Annotated in this window: 13 protein-coding genes; 6 read left to right on the forward strand and 7 right to left on the reverse strand. The window is 71.1% G+C overall.

Features of this window, described 5'->3' with window-relative positions:
• The first annotated feature begins 86 nt into the window (after nt 1-86).
• From IE325_RS20005 to IE325_RS20015, 3 genes are all read left to right on the forward strand, one after another.
• On the forward strand, nt 87-1,001 hold the full coding sequence (locus IE325_RS20005; RefSeq protein WP_190071325.1) for an SDR family oxidoreductase: 915 nt from the start codon (nt 87-89) through the stop codon (nt 999-1,001).
• A 131-nt stretch (nt 1,002-1,132) separates the two neighbouring features.
• A complete protein-coding gene (locus tag IE325_RS20010) occupies nt 1,133-2,278 on the forward strand; it encodes an acyl-CoA dehydrogenase family protein (protein WP_190071326.1) in 1,146 nt (381 codons plus the stop codon).
• Complete coding sequence (locus tag IE325_RS20015) at nt 2,278-3,327, forward strand: Zn-dependent alcohol dehydrogenase (protein WP_190071327.1); 1,050 nt, start codon at nt 2,278-2,280, stop codon at nt 3,325-3,327. The genes IE325_RS20010 and IE325_RS20015 overlap by 1 nt, the downstream gene beginning before the upstream one ends.
• Before the next feature lie 47 nt (nt 3,328-3,374).
• Here IE325_RS20015 and IE325_RS20020 read toward each other — a convergent pair whose 3' ends face one another.
• A complete protein-coding gene (locus IE325_RS20020) occupies nt 3,375-4,139 on the reverse strand; it encodes a methyltransferase domain-containing protein (RefSeq protein WP_190071328.1) in 765 nt (254 codons plus the stop codon).
• 28 nt (nt 4,140-4,167) lie between these two features.
• Between IE325_RS20020 and IE325_RS20025 the strand changes: the two genes are divergently transcribed.
• Nucleotides 4,168-4,581 (forward strand): MerR family transcriptional regulator, encoded by a 414-nt coding sequence (locus tag IE325_RS20025; RefSeq protein ID WP_190071329.1) that lies wholly within the window; start codon nt 4,168-4,170, stop codon nt 4,579-4,581.
• A 29-nt stretch (nt 4,582-4,610) separates the two neighbouring features.
• Here IE325_RS20025 and IE325_RS20030 read toward each other — a convergent pair whose 3' ends face one another.
• A complete protein-coding gene (locus IE325_RS20030) occupies nt 4,611-5,921 on the reverse strand; it encodes an MFS transporter (RefSeq protein ID WP_190071330.1) in 1,311 nt (436 codons plus the stop codon).
• A 71-nt stretch (nt 5,922-5,992) separates the two neighbouring features.
• On the opposite strand from IE325_RS20030, the gene IE325_RS20035 reads away from it, so the two are divergent.
• Complete coding sequence (locus IE325_RS20035; RefSeq protein ID WP_190071331.1) at nt 5,993-7,021, forward strand: GlxA family transcriptional regulator; 1,029 nt, start codon at nt 5,993-5,995, stop codon at nt 7,019-7,021.
• A gap of 76 nt (nt 7,022-7,097) precedes the next feature.
• Nucleotides 7,098-7,268 carry a hypothetical protein gene (locus tag IE325_RS20040; RefSeq protein ID WP_190071332.1) on the forward strand — a complete coding sequence of 57 codons (171 nt, stop codon included), beginning with the start codon at nt 7,098-7,100 and terminating at the stop codon, nt 7,266-7,268.
• Between the two features lies 1 nt (nt 7,269).
• Here IE325_RS20040 and IE325_RS20045 read toward each other — a convergent pair whose 3' ends face one another.
• The 5 genes from IE325_RS20045 to IE325_RS20065 form a co-directional block, all read right to left on the reverse strand.
• A complete protein-coding gene (locus IE325_RS20045; RefSeq protein WP_190071333.1) occupies nt 7,270-7,878 on the reverse strand; it encodes a flavin reductase family protein in 609 nt (202 codons plus the stop codon).
• A 41-nt stretch (nt 7,879-7,919) separates the two neighbouring features.
• The gene (locus IE325_RS20050; protein WP_229911892.1) at nt 7,920-8,753 is read right to left on the reverse strand and encodes an enoyl-CoA hydratase/isomerase family protein; all 834 of its coding nucleotides are present in this window, start codon (nt 8,751-8,753) and stop codon (nt 7,920-7,922) included.
• A 25-nt stretch (nt 8,754-8,778) separates the two neighbouring features.
• Nucleotides 8,779-11,004, reverse strand: coding sequence for an acetate--CoA ligase family protein (locus tag IE325_RS20055; protein WP_190071335.1), 2,226 nt, complete (start codon nt 11,002-11,004; stop codon nt 8,779-8,781).
• 132 nt (nt 11,005-11,136) lie between these two features.
• Nucleotides 11,137-12,657 (reverse strand): flavin monoamine oxidase family protein, encoded by a 1,521-nt coding sequence (locus IE325_RS20060; RefSeq protein ID WP_190071336.1) that lies wholly within the window; start codon nt 12,655-12,657, stop codon nt 11,137-11,139.
• A 143-nt stretch (nt 12,658-12,800) separates the two neighbouring features.
• Entirely contained in the window at nt 12,801-14,003 is a 1,203-nt protein-coding gene (locus IE325_RS20065) for a flavin-containing monooxygenase (protein WP_190071337.1), read from the reverse strand.
• Between the last annotated feature and the right edge of the window lie 137 nt (nt 14,004-14,140).

Consider the following 14,140-nt stretch of genomic DNA (forward strand, 5'->3'; position numbering starts at 1 on the left):
CCGGGGCTTGTCTCCGCGTATCTGACGGGTCGTAGAATCAAGTCGAATCTAACGGACCGTCAGAAACTGCGGGAAGGGGCCGGGGCGTGGGGAACTTCTTGGCAGGCAAGGTCGTCGCCGTCACGGGCGCCGGACGGGGCATCGGGCGGGCGGTGGCACTGGCGGCCGCCGCCGAAGGGGCGCGGGTCGTCGTCAACGACTACGGCGTGGCCATGGACGGGGGCTCGCCGACCAGTGAGGTCGCCTCGGGTGTCGTCAAGGAGATCGAGGCGGCGGGCGGCGAAGCGGTCGCCGTCGCCGACGACGTGTCCACGATGGCGGGTGGGCAGCGGATCGTGGACGTCGCGCTGTCGTCGTACGGGCGGCTCGACGGGGTCGTGTGCGTCGCCGGGATCCTGCGTGAGCGGATGCTGTTCAACATGACCGAGGACGAGTGGGATCCGGTGGTCGCCACTCATCTGAAGGGGACGTTCACGGTTTTCCGGGCGGCTTCGGCTGTGATGCGGCGGCAGCGGGCCGGGACCTTGATCGGGTTCACCAGTGGGAATCATCAAGGGTCGGTTTCGCAGGCCAACTACAGCGCGGCGAAGGGCGGGATCATCTCGCTCGTGCGGAGCGCCGCGCTGGGGCTGCACAAGTACGGGGTGACCGCGAACGCGGTGGCTCCTGTTGCCCGTACTCGGATGTCGGCCAATGTGCCGATGGAGCTCTCGGAGATCGGGGAGCCGGAGGATGTGGCGGCGCTGGTGGTGTATCTGCTGTCGGATTCGGCTCGGGAGTACGGGGTGACGGGGCAGGTGTACACCGTTGCCGGGGCGAAGATCGCGGTGTGGGCGCAGCCGCGGGAGCTGCGCGCCGCCTATGCCGACGGTTCTTGGACGGCTGAGCGGATCGCCGAGGTGCTGCCGGGGTCGGTGGGGGTGGATCCGATGCCGATGTTGGAGCGGGTGGAGGGGATGGAGAGGGCTGCGCGGGCGGGTGATCGGCCGAACGCCCAGTAGCTCGGGCCTGTTCCCCCGGTCGGCGGCTGCGGGTTGGTTGTGGCTGGTCGCGCCCACGCGGCGGAGCCGCACATCGATACAGCCCCGCGCCCCTAGGGGGTGCATCTGACCGGCGATTGGAGGAGACGTCAGTGGACTTTGGGTTCAGTGCCGAGGATGACGTGTTTCGTGCGGAGGTCAGGGTCTGGCTTGCCGAGCATGCCGAAGGCGGGCAGGAGCGACGGGTGTGGGAGCGGACACTCGGCAAAGGCGGCTGGATCGGACTCGGGTGGGGTGAGGGTGGGTACGGGAACCGGACCGCGACGCTCACCCAGCAAGTGGTGTGGGCGGAGGAATACGCGCGGTCGGGGGCGCCCCCGCGCTCCGGGCACATCGGGGAGAAGCTGCTGGCGCCTACGTTGCTCGCGCACGGGAGCGAGGAGCAGAAGGCGCGCTTTCTGCCGCCGATCGCGCTCGGGGAGGAGCTGTGGTGCCAGGGGTACAGCGAGCCCGGGGCGGGGTCGGACCTCGCCGGGGTGCGGACCAGGGCCGAGCGGGGCTCGGACGGGACGTACCGCGTCACCGGGCAGAAGATCTGGACCTCCCTCGCCCATGAGGCGGACTGGTGCTTCGTGCTGGCGCGCACCGAGCCGGAGTCGCGCCGGCATCACGGCCTGAGCTTTCTGCTGGTCCCGATGGACCAGCCGGGGCGTATCGAGGTGCGGCCCATCCGGCAGATGACCGGGACCAGCGACTTCAACGAGGTCTTCTTCGACGGCGCGCACGCGGAGCATGTCGTCGGGGGTGAGGGCGCGGGGTGGAAGGTCGCGATGAGCCTGCTCGGGTTCGAGCGGGGGGTGTCCACGCTCGCCCAGCAGATCGGCTTCGCGGGGGAGCTGGCGCGGGTCGTGGGCGCGGCGGTGCGGTCCGGTGCGGTGGAGGATCCCGTGCTGCGGGATCGGCTGGTGCGGCAGTGGGCCGAGTTGCGGGTGATGCGGTGGAACGCGCTGCGGACGCTGGGGGGTTCGGGGGGCCCGGGGGCACCGAGTGTGGCGAAGCTGCTGTGGGGCGGCTGGCATCAGCGGCTCGGGGAGCTGGCGATGCAGGTACGGGGCGCCGGGGCGAGCGTGGGGCCGCAGGAGTGGGCGCCGTCAGCGCCGTATGAACTCGACGACGCACAGCATCTGTTCCTCTTCTCGCGCGCCGACACGATCTACGGGGGCTCGGACCAGGTTCAGCGCACGATCATCGCCGAGCGGGTGCTCGGTCTGCCCAGGGAGCCCAAGGGGGTCGTCTGATGCGCGCAGTGATGTACGACGGCAAGCGGGTCGAGGTCGTGGACGATCTGGAGGTGCGGGACCCGGGGCCGGGCGAGGTGCTGGTCGCCATCTCGGCGGCCGGGTTGTGTCACAGCGATCTGTCGGTGGTGGACGGGACCATACCTTTCCCTGTTCCTGTGGTGCTGGGCCATGAGGGGGCGGGGGTCGTCGAAGCGGTGGGTGTGGGCGTCACCCATGTCGAGCCCGGAGACCATGTGGCCCTGTCCACGCTGGCCAACTGCGGTGTGTGTGCCGAATGCGACCGGGGGCGGCCGACCATGTGCCGGCAGGCCATAGGGCGGCCGGGGCGGCCGTTCCGGCGGGGCGAGCAGGCGGTGTTCCAGTTCGCGTCCAACTCCGCCTTCGCCGAACGGACCGTGGTCAAGGCCGTGCAGGCGGTGCGGATACCGAAGGACATCCCCCTGCCGTCCGCCGCGCTGATCGGGTGCGGGGTGCTCACAGGTGTGGGCGCCGTACTGAACCGGGCGCGGGTCGATCGTGGCGACCGGGTGGTCGTGATCGGCGCCGGCGGGATCGGGCTCAACGTCATCCAGGGGGCCCGGATCGCGGGGGCGCTGCGGATCGTGGCGGTGGACGCCAATCCGGCGAAGGAGGCGGTGGCGCGGCAGTTCGGGGCGACGGACTTCCTGACCTCGGTGGAGGGGGTACGGGAGCTGCTGCCGACGGGGGCGGACCACACCTTCGAGTGCGTGGGGCGGGTCGAGCTGATCCGGGCGGCCGTCGATCTCCTCGACCGCCATGGACAGGCGGTCCTGCTCGGGGTACCGGCGGCCACGGCCGAGGCGTCCTTCCTGGTCTCCTCGATGTACCTGGACAAGTCGATCCTGGGCTGCCGGTACGGGTCGTCGCGGCCGCAGCGGGACATCGCGCTGTACGCCGAGCTGTATCGGGACGGGCGGCTGCTGCTCGATGAGCTGGTGACGCAGACGTATCCGGTGGAGGACTTCGAGCGGGCGGTGGCGGATGCGGAGGCGGGGAAGGTGGCGCGGGGGGTGGTGACGTTCTAGGTGTAGCGGGCGGAGGCTGGCTCACGTGGTAAGCAGCGACAGCCGTCCTACGCCACTGCCGTCGCCGCGGCCATGAACATCGGCAGTGCCAGGAAGAGCCGGTCGCTCTCCGCCCGCTCACGCTGCTCGGCGATCCAACTCGCCGTCTGCTCGGATGTGAGGGCGCCGGTGGAGCGGGCTCCCTCGGCGAGACCGCTGAGCAGCGGCAGCGTCGCCGGTCCGGTGAGCACGGCGGTGTGTACCTCGACCGTCACCTCGCCGAAGCCGGCGTCCAGAAGCAGATTGCGGTAACGGCGGGCGGTGCGCGGGCCGGCGATCAGGTCGGCTCGGGCGTGCACGATCCTGCGCGTGAGTGCGGCATCGTCGGAGTCGATGACGAACGTGTCCCAGTCCTGTCCGACCAGAACGATCCGGCCGCCGGGCACGAGAACCCTGCGTGCCTCCGCCAGCGCCCGCTCCGGCTCGGCCAGTTCATGGAACACCTTGTCGGCCCGGTAGCCGTCCATCGAGGAGGCGGCCAGCGGCAGTTCGTACGCCCCCGCGAGGCGGAAGCCGGACTGGGGCCAGCGGGCGCGGGCGACGGCGAGCATCCGCTCGCTCGGGTCCACGCCGACGGCTCTCGTGCCCCGGTGGGCCAGTTCCGCCACGGCCCGTCCCGCGCCGCAGCCCACGTCCACCACGGTCCTTCCGGCGCCGAGCAGGTCGTACGACAGCGAACGCAGCTCAGCGGCACCCGGCAGCCGGTCCGCGGCGTCGAGCCGCGCGACGAGGTCGTCCGTCGGCCGAGGTGCCTGTTCGGTCTCCTTGTTCATGCGAGCCAGGCTGCGACTTAATGTCGGCATGAAGTCAAGCGAGCGCGGTTCCATGACCATCGGCGCCCTCGCCGAACGCTTCGGCCTGGCCCCGCACGTCCTGCGCCACTGGGAGGCGATGGGACTGCTCACGCCCGCCCGCGATGCCGCGGGCCGCCGCCGCTATCAGAACGCCGACCTCACGCGCGTGGCCGTCATCCTGCGCGCCAAGGAGGCAGGCCTCTCCCTCGACACCATCCGCTCCCTGACCGCGACGACCGATCCCGCCCGCCGCAAAGGCATCCTGGACGAGGAGGCCCGGGCACTTCGCTCCCGTATCGCGGCCGCGCGGGCATCGCTCGAACTCGTGGAGTGCGCCTTGGGCTGCGGCCACGACGACGTCACTCAGTGCGCCCACTTCCAACAGGTGCTGGCGGATCGCGTCGGCTCGACAGCCCCCTGAACGTCCCGTGAGGCCTTCCAGGTCGCGGCTCAGGCCACAGCCAGGTCGTCCGTCGTACGCCGCCGGATCACCAGCGCCATCAGCGCCGCCACCGCGCACAGCGCCCCCGCCGCGTACCAGACCATGTCGTACGAGCCGAAGGCGTCCCGTGCGACTCCGCCGAGGAAGGCCACAAGCGCGGCGCCGACCTGGTGGGAGGCGAGGACCCAGCCGAAGACGATCGCGCTGTCGTCGCCGTACTGCTCGCGGCACAGGGCGACGGTGGGCGGGACGGTGGCGACCCAGTCGAGGCCGTAGAAGACGATGAAGAACAGCATGGGTGGATGGACGGTGGGGGCGAGGAGGATCGGAAGGAAGAGGAGCGAGATGCCGCGGAAGGCGTAGTAGACGGCGAGCAGGCGGCGCGGTTCGAAGCGGTCGGTGAGCCAGCCGGAGGCGATCGTGCCTACGACGTCGAAGACGCCGATGACCGCGAGCAGCGAGGCGGCGGCCGTGACGGGCATGTGCTCGTCGTGGGCGGCGGGCACGAAGTGGGTCTGGATGAGGCCGTTGGTGGAGGCGCCGCAGATCGCGAAGGTGCCGGCCAGCAGCCAGAAGGGGCCGGTTCGGGCCGCCGAGAAGAGCACGGTGACCGCCCTGCGAGCGGCGCCCCGCGCGGGAGGCGGCTTGGGTATGAACTCCGCGGAGCCGTACGGCTTCAGGCCCACGTCGGCCGGGTGGTCGCGCAGCAGCAGCCAGACGAACGGGACGACCGCGAGGGCGGTGAGCGCGACCGTGACGGCCGCCGGGCGCCAGCTGTGCTCCTCGACCATCCAGGACAGCAGCGGCAGGAAGATCAGCTGGCCGGAGGCCGACGCGGCGGTGAGGATGCCCGTGACCAGGCCGCGCCGCTCGGTGAACCAGCGGTTGGTGACGGTGGCCGCGAACGCCAGCGCCATGGAACCGGTGCCGAGTCCCACCAGCAGGCCCCAGCACAGCAGCAGTTGCCAGGCGGCCGTCATCCAGTACGTCAGGCCCGAGCCGAGCGCGATCACGGTCAGCGCGACCGCGACGACCCGCCGGATGCCGAAGCGGTCCATCAGGGCGGCGGCGAAGGGGGCGGTGAGGCCGTACAGGGCGAGGTTGACGGAGACGGCGGCGCCGATCGTGCCGCGCGACCAGCCGAAGTCCTCGTTCAGCGGGTCTATGAGAAGGCCCGGCAAGGAACGGAAGGCAGCGGCACCGAGGATCGTCACGAAGGTGACGGCGGCGACGAACCAGGCGCGGTGGATGCGGGGACGGCGTCGTTCCGGCAAGGGCCGGGCGTCGGCTGCGGCTGTGGCTTCGGTTGTCTGCGTCACGACAACGAGCTTCGGGCCTGCGCCGCGACAGATCCATTGGCCCGAAGGACAGCATTCGTTAGGATCGGGCCATGAGCAGTGAGTCCGAGCCCCGTCAGCCTTCCCCGGATTTCCGGCCGCACCGCGTGGTCGTCCTCGCGCTGGACGGTCTGCTCCCCTTCGAGCTGGGCATCCCGCACCGCATCTTCGGCCGCCCGAAGGACGCGCGCGGCCGGCACCTGTACGAGGTCGTCACCTGCTCGGTCCGGCCGCCCGGCCCGGTGCAGACCGACGCGGACTTCGCCATCCAGGTCGACCATGGACCAGAGGCGCTGGCCACCGCCGACACCGTGATCATCCCGGCGTCGTACGAACTCGGCCCGGTCTTCGAGGAGGGCGTGCTGACCGAGGAGCTGTCCGCCGCGCTCGCCCACCTCCGCCCCGGCACCCGCATCGCCTCCATCTGCACCGGCGTCTACGTCCTCGCCGCGGCCGGCCGTCTGGACGGGCGCCCGGCGACCACGCACTGGGCCGACGCCGACCGCTTCCAGCGGCTCTTCCCGCGGATCAAGGTCGACGCGGACGTGCTGTTCATCGACGACGGCGATGTGCTGACCTCGGCCGGGGTGGCCGCCGGTATCGACCTGTGCCTGCACATGGTGCGCCGTGACCACGGCACGGCGATCGCCAACGACGTGGCCCGCCGCACGGTCGTACCGCCCCACCGGGACGGCGGTCAGGCCCAGTACATCCATCGCCCCGTCCCCGACCCGCAGCAGTCGTCCACGACCAACGCCCGCGCCTGGGCCCTGGGCCGCCTCCAGGAGCCCATCCAGCTGCGCGACATGGCCGACCAGGAGGCCATGTCGGTGCGCACCTTCACCCGCCGCTTCCGTGAGGAGGTCGGCATCAGCCCCGGCCAGTGGCTCACCCAGCAACGCGTCGAACGCGCCCGCCACCTCCTGGAGTCCACCGACCTCTCGGTCGACCAGGTGGCCAGGGAGGCGGGCTTCGGTACGGCACAGTCGATGCGGCAGCACCTGCAGGCGGTACTGGGGGTGACGCCGACGACGTATCGACGCACGTTTCGCCGGACGGCGGCGGGGGTTCGCGTCGCCTAGCGGGCACGAGTGGACAGGGGCGTATTTGAACGTGTTCAATTAGCGGGACGCGAGGTCGCCGCTAGGGGGCATTGGCATGGGTGCAGGCATCATCATCCTCATCCCGCTGTTCTTCCTCTACGCGCTGCTCATGGCGGCGTTCTGCATGCTCATCGCGTCGAGGACGTCCGAGCGGACGGGCTGGCTGATGTCGGTCCCCTTGATCTTCCTGCCCCTCGCCGTGCTGGTCGGCGTGCTGATTCCCTGACTCACGACGTCCTCAGAAATCGCCCCTTGTGGAACAGCAGCGGCGCCAAGTCCCCGTCCGTCGCCGCCCCCAAGGCATCCACCCGCCCGACGACGATGAGGTGGTCGCCGCCCGTGTGCACCGCGTGGACCGTGCAGTCGATCCACGCGACCGTGCCCGCGAGGCGGGGTGATCCCGACACGGGAGCCGAGTCGTACGGCACGTCCGTGAACTTGTCCGCCCCGCTCACGGCGAAGGCGCGGCACAACTCTCCCTGGTCGGCGCTCAGGACGTTCACGCAGAAGGCGCCCGCGCGGGCGATGCGGGGCCATGTCGTGGACGTACGGCCGACCATGAAGGCGATCAGGGGTGGGTCGAGGGAGAGGGAGGAGAAGGACTGGCAGGCGAAGCCGGCGGGGCCGCTCTCGGAGGTGGTGGCGGGTGCCGTGATGACCGTGACGCCGGTCGCGAAGTTGCCGAGGACGCGGCGGAATTCGGTCTGGTCCACGGGGGCGCGCTCGTCCTCGCGGACGCACCGCAGCTCCGGGCGCGGCAGCGCTTCGACGGGGGCCGGAGCCCCGGTCGACCTGAGATAACGGACGGCTGCGGCGGCCATCCCTGCGTGTCCCATCACATTTCCCATTGAAGCTGACGGAGTGTCAGATGGGAAGGTCAGCGGCCCCGGTATTCGGGGCTGCGCCGCTCCACGAAGCTGGTCACGCCCTCCCGCGCGTCCTGCGTCGTCATGTTGATCTCCTGCGCGGCCGCCTCCGCCGCGAAGGCGGTGGTCCGGTCGGAGTCGAGGGAGGCGTTCACCAGCTGCTTGGTGAGGGCCAGGGCGCGGGTCGGCCCGGTGGCGAGGCGCTCGGCCCACGCACGGGCCGTCTTGTCCAACTCCCCGTCCGGGACCACCCGGTTGACCAGCCCCATCCGCTCAGCGTCCGAGGCCGTCAGCGCGTCGCCGAAGAACATCAGCTCCTTCGTCCGCTGGAGGCCGATGAGACGGGGGAGGAGGTACGCGCCGCCGCCGTCGGGGACGAGGCCGCGTCGTACGAACACCTCGATGAACCTCGCCGACTCCGCCGCCAGTACGAGATCGCAGGCGAACGCCAGATGCGCGCCGAGCCCGGCCGCCGTGCCGTTCACCGCGGCGATCACCGGCTTCTCGCAGTCGAGGACGGAGGCGATGAGGCGCTGGGCGCCGAGGCGGATGGTGCGGGCGACGTCGCCGGGGACGCGGTCGGCGCCGGACGCCGTCCCCCGCAGGTCCGCGCCCGAGCAGAAGCCACGGCCCGTGCCGGTCAGTACGACGGCCCGTACGCCGGGGTCCGCGGAGGCCTCGGCGAGGAGTTGGATGATGCGTTCTCGCTGGTCAGGGGTGATGGCGTTGAGGGCTTCGGGGCGGTTGAGGGTGATGCGGCGGACCTGATTGTCAGTGGCGTGCTGTACCAATGAATCCACGGGATCGACGCCGCTTCCGGGCGGCACACGGGGGGAATCGGGCATGTTCACTTCACCATTGGCGGTCATCTCAGCGGCACACCGCCAGCGCGTCCAGCGCCACCGCGCCCTGCCCCCTGGGCAGCACCATCAGCGGATTGATGTCGAGTTCCGCGAGCTCGCCCCCGAGTTCCAGCACCATGCGCTGCACCCGCAGGACGACTTCCACGAGCGCGTCCAGGTCCGCGGGGGGCCGCCCCCTGACCCCGTCGAAGAGGGCCCGCCCGCGCAGTTCGGCACACATGTCCCGGGCCTGCTCCTCACCGAAGGGCGGCACACGTACGGCGGTGTCGTTCAGCACCTCCACCAGCACCCCGCCCAGCCCGACCGTCACCGTCGGTCCGAAGAGCTCGTCGTGCGCGGTGCCCACCACCATCTCGACGCCCCGCTCGACCATCTGGCAGACCAGCACACCGTCCAGGGAGACATCCTCGTAGCGGGCGATGTCGGTCAACCCACGGTAGGCGTCGCGGACCTGGCTGGCCGAGGTCAGCCCGATCTTGACCAGGCCGAGCTCGGTCTTGTGCGCGATCCGGGCGCCGGACGCCTTCATCACCACCGGGTAGCCCACCAGCCCCGCCGCCCGTACGGCCGCTGCAGCGCTGGTCACCAACTGCTCGCGCGGGACACGGATGCCGTACGCCCGCAGCAGCTGCTTCGCCGCATGCTCGCTCAGCTGCTGGCCGGGGCGCATCAGCGCCTGCGCCTTGCGGTAGGAGGGCGAAGGGGTGCGCGGGGCCTCGTCGAAGGGGGAGCGGTAGCCGGCGACGAAGCGGTGGTGGTCGAGGTAGGCGCGGACGGCGGTGATGCAGTTCGCGACCGTGCGGAAGGTGGCCACGCGCGAGGAGCCGAGCAGGACCTCGCGGTAGGCCGGCTCGGTGCCGACCGGCGAACCCCACACCACACAGACCAGCTTGTCCGTGCGCTCGGCGGCGTCCACCAGGTCCTGGACCAGCCGGTCGCTGAGGGGCGGGAATGGCCCGGTGATCGGGCAGATGAGCACCCCGACCTCGGGATCGTCGAGGATCGCGTCGATGATCTTCCGGCCGCGCCAGTCGCCCACGGGATGACCGCCGTTGTCGACCGGGTTCGCCACGCTCAGGTACTCGGGTATCCACTGGTGCAGCTCGGCCTGCCTGGCCTCCGACAGCGCGGGCAGCCGCAGTCCGGCCTCGGTCGCCAGATCCGCGAAGTGCGCGCCCGTGCCGCCCGAGATCGAATAGACGACGACACCGTCGGCGCGGGGCGGCCGTGCGCGGGCCAACAGGGCTGCGGTGTCCTGGAGTTCGTCCAGGCCGTCCACCCGGATCACTCCGTACTGGCGCATCGCCGCGTCCACCACCGCGTCGGCGCCGGTCAGCTTGCCGGTGTGTGAGGCGGCCGTGCGGGCGCCGGTCTCGGTGCGGCCCACTTTGACCGCGACGACCGGGACACCGCGGCGGGCCGCGCGGTCGGCGGCGAGCAGGAAGGCCCGGCCGTCCTTGAGGCCCTCGACGTAGCAGGCGATGGCGCCCACCTCGGGCCGCTCGGCGAAGTAGGAGATGAAGTCGGCGGTCTCCAGGTCGGCCTCGTTACCGGTCGGCGCCCAGTGGGAGAGGCGGATGCCGAGCTCCTGGAGGGCGAACACGGGGCGGCCCTGGTGGCCGGACTGGGTGATGAGCGCGATCGCGGGCCCGTCGAGGTCGTCCCGGAAGTGCTCGAAGGCATTGAGGTTGGTGTTCGGGCCCAGCAGCCGCATGCCGGAGCGTTCCACGGCGGCGGTGAGCCGGTCCTGTGCGGCGGCGCCCTCCTCGCCGGTCTCGGCGAACCCGGAGGCGAAGACGACGGCGAACTTCACCTTGGTCTCGGCCAGTTCCTCGATCACTGGAAGGGGATCGGCGACAAGCAGCACGGCGAGATCGACCTGCTCGGGCAGGTCGGCGACGGAGGGAGAGCAGGGGATGCCGAAGACGGACGTACGGCTCGGATGCACCGGGTGGAGCCGGGCGCCGACCCGTTCGGACCAGGCGATCAGCTGGCGGGTGACCCCGGTGTTGGGGCGGCCCTCGGCGTCCGAGGCGCCGATCACCGCGACCGACTCCGGCCGGAAGAGGCGGTCCAGATCGGGCACGTCGGAGTACAGGGCACGGCCGCTGACGTCGAGATCGTCGACCTCGGCGGGCCGGCCGTGGACGGCGGGCCCGGGTTGCTCGCCACAGGCGATGACCCGGGCCCGGCGGGAGTCGGTGGTGAGGGTGCCGTGGGTTGATCCAAGCATCGGTCCGCCCGCTCCTGTGTGACAGCGATTAACTGACGCAGTGTCAGATTAAAGGAACTGACGCTGTGTCAGGAACGGTCGTGCACGCAAAGTTGGCGGAGCGGGGTCGGCCTACTGCCTGGCGGGCGCGGCTCACAGCACCGCCAGCACCTCCTTCGCCACCCGCTCACCCGACCGCACCGCCCCGTCCATGAAGCCCATCCAGTACGTGGAGGTCTCCGTTCCGGCCCAGTGGATACCGCCGACCGGCGCGCGCAGGGCGGGCCCGTACTGGGTCAGGACACCGGGTGCGGCGATGGAGACGGGGCCGCCGCGGGTGTAGGCCTCGTTGTTCCAGCGTTGCAGGACGAAGGAGGTGGGGGAGGCCGCTTTCGCGCCGAAGTAGGTCGTGTAGTCCTTCAGCACGGCCGCCCGCACCTCCGCCTCGCTCGCTGCGTCCAGCTTCCGGGCCTCGTCGGCCTCGATGAAGCCCATCAGGGCGCCATAGGAGGCGTCGGGCGGGGAGTTGTCGAAGGTGGAGCTGATCACGCCGGTGTCGCTGACGACCTGACCGTTGAGTCCGTCGGCACGCCAGAAGGGGGTGTCGTAGATGGCGATGGCCTTGCCGACCGAGGCCATCGGCAGACGCTGGGTGAGCTGGTCGCGGGCGGCCGGGAGGAGGGGGTCGTAGGTGATACGGGCCGCGAGGGGCGGGGGCAGGGCGACGACGACCCGCCGGGCGTTGACGGTGATGCCGTCGGCCGTGACGGCGTAGGTGCCGCCGGACCTGGTGATCGTATGCACCGGGGCGTTCAGCACCACCCGGTCGCCGAGGGTGGCCGCGAGCTTGATCGGCACCAGTTGGGAGCCGCCGACGAAGCGCAGTTCCTGGGCGCCGTTCGCGGTCTCGGTGAGGCGCTCCAGGGTGCCGGGGTTGGCGGCGTTGCCGGCGGCGGCGATGTAGAAGAGGACGAACAGGAGGGAGAGTTCGCGGGGTTCGGCCGAGAAGATCGACGTACAGGCCACGTCGAAGAGGAACTTGGCGGACGGGATGACGGCGTTGGCGCGCAGCCAGCTCTCGAAGGTCTGCCGGTCCCATTCATCGGCCTTGGGGGCGGTCCAGGGCGCGTCGACCGGGATCTGCTTTGCCAGGTCGTCGAGGGTGGCCTGCACGATCGCGGCGTTGGCGAGCCCGGCGGCGTCGATCGGCGGGACCGAGCCGAGGATGCCGTCGGTGGCGTAGGGGGTCTTCTTGCCGTCCTTGTAGAGAAGGTTGTTGCCGGAGTTGTAGGTGCTGAAGGTCGCCACGCCGAGGGAGTCGGCGAGGGCCCGGATGCGGTCCTGGGTGGGGCCGATGAACTCGCCCCCGCCCTCGGTGACACCGCCGCCCGGAAGGCTGAGCCCCATCACCCGGCCGCCGACGCGGTCGCGGGCCTCCAGGACGACGACCGACTTCCCGGCGGCGACCAGATCGCGCGCCGCGGTGAGCCCGGCCAGTCCGGCACCGACGATGGCTACGTCGACGTCGCGTTTCGCCGCGGCCGAGGCGGTGCCCGCGCTGGTGGCGGTGAGGGCCGCGGCACCGACGGCTGCGGCCGTGCCGCCTATGAGAGAGCGTCGGGAGAGACGAGAAGGGAGGGAGTGCTGGGGGGAGTGCTGTCTTTCACTTGCCACGTGCGTCCTCCGTCGGGCGAGAGGGTGGAGCGGGAAAGTTGAACAGTGCTCACATTCTGGCCCCGCACGGCAGCGCAGTACAGCACTCCCGTCACAACTGACTCGGAAGTAACAGGGGAGGTGTGGAAAGGAGTTGAGGGTGGTTACGTCACCGGCAGGCGTGAGACCTGGCGGCCGGGCGTGCGGTCGCCGGTGATGGCCTTGGCTATCTTCCGGGCGTCGATCGCCATCTCGCGCAGGTTGCCGCTGATGGGGTTGGTGAAGCCGGTGAAGTAGAGGCCGGGGGCCTGAGCAGGGGTGCGGGCACCCTGGACGACCGGTCTGCCGTGCTCGTCGAGGACGTCGAGGTGGCCGACGAGGTCCTCCAGGGCGCGGACGTATCCGGTGGCGGCTATGACGACGTCGGGTGAGACGAGGGTGCCGTCGGTGAGGCGGACCTTGCCCTGCTCGAAGGCCTCGACGGCGGCCACGATCTCGATCCGCCCCTTGCGGACGGCGTCGATGAGGCCGACGTCGAGCACCGGGATCGCGCCGTCCTTGACCCGGCTGTAGAGCCCGGTGTCGGGGCGCGGCAGCCCCTGCTCCGACAGGTCCGGCACGCTGAGCCTGGCCATGGGTCTGGCGAGCCGGTCGACGAGCCGGACCGGCAGCCGGCGTACCAGGATGCTGGTGAACTGGGCGGCCCACCCGGCGGTGGAGCGGCGCACGATGTGCGGGGTGGTGCGGACGGACAGCCGTACCCGGGAGGCCCCGCCCTCGACGAGGTCCACGGCGATCTCGGCGCCGGTGTTGCCGATGCCGACGACGAGGACGTCGCGGCCGGTGTGGGGCGCGGGGGTGCGGTACTCGCCGGCGTGCAGGAACTCGCCGGTGTAGGTGTCCCGTCCGGGCCAGTCCGGGATGCGCGGGGTGTGGTTGTGCCCGGTGGCGACGACGACCGCGGCGCCGGTCAGCTCCCGTCCGCCGGTGGCGCGCAGCAGCCAGCCGGAGCCGTCCGGCGCGGGCTCGACCCGGGACACCTCGACGCCGGTGACGACCTCCAGGTCGTGGACCTCGGCGTACTTCTCCAGGTACCGCACGACGTCGGCACGGGCCACCCAGCGTCCGAAGCGGCGGGGCATCGGCAGTCCGGGCAGGCCCGACAGCCGCCGGGTGGTGTGCAGATGGAGCCGGTCGTAGTGCCGCCGCCAGGAGGCCCCGACGCGGTCCGACTTCTCCAGCACGACGGCACGCAGTCCCTGGGCGCGCAGGGCGTAGGCGACGGAGAGTCCGCCGGGGCCGCCGCCTATGACGTAGACGGGGCGGTCCGCGGTGGGTTGGTGCGGGGGCTGGGAGGTGTCGGCCATGGTCGGGAGCGTAATCACGCAGCTGGTTGATGGGTCTCGGTCAAGCCCGGAATTGGTTGCGGATCGATCACGGCTGTAGGAGGGGTGGGTGGGGTCTGTGACGTAGGTCTCCTGGTTGTGGGGGTGAGGTGGACTTG

This window comes from Streptomyces lanatus (assembly GCF_014655715.1).
Taxonomy (GTDB): Bacteria; Actinomycetota; Actinomycetes; order Streptomycetales; family Streptomycetaceae; genus Streptomyces; species Streptomyces lanatus.

Coding starts and splice junctions, on each gene's coding strand:
- IE325_RS20015 (WP_190071327.1), top strand. CDS start 2,278: ATGCGCGCAGTGATGTACGACGGCAAGCGGGTCGAGGTCGTGGACGAT.
- IE325_RS20035 (WP_190071331.1), top strand. CDS start 5,993: ATGAGCAGTGAGTCCGAGCCCCGTCAGCCTTCCCCGGATTTCCGGCCG.
- IE325_RS20065 (WP_190071337.1), bottom strand. CDS start 14,003: ATGGCCGACACCTCCCAGCCCCCGCACCAACCCACCGCGGACCGCCCC.
- IE325_RS20020 (WP_190071328.1), bottom strand. CDS start 4,139: ATGAACAAGGAGACCGAACAGGCACCTCGGCCGACGGACGACCTCGTC.
- IE325_RS20040 (WP_190071332.1), top strand. CDS start 7,098: ATGGGTGCAGGCATCATCATCCTCATCCCGCTGTTCTTCCTCTACGCG.
- IE325_RS20025 (WP_190071329.1), top strand. CDS start 4,168: ATGAAGTCAAGCGAGCGCGGTTCCATGACCATCGGCGCCCTCGCCGAA.
- IE325_RS20055 (WP_190071335.1), bottom strand. CDS start 11,004: ATGCTTGGATCAACCCACGGCACCCTCACCACCGACTCCCGCCGGGCC.
- IE325_RS20045 (WP_190071333.1), bottom strand. CDS start 7,878: ATGGGACACGCAGGGATGGCCGCCGCAGCCGTCCGTTATCTCAGGTCG.
- IE325_RS20050 (WP_229911892.1), bottom strand. CDS start 8,753: ATGCCCGATTCCCCCCGTGTGCCGCCCGGAAGCGGCGTCGATCCCGTG.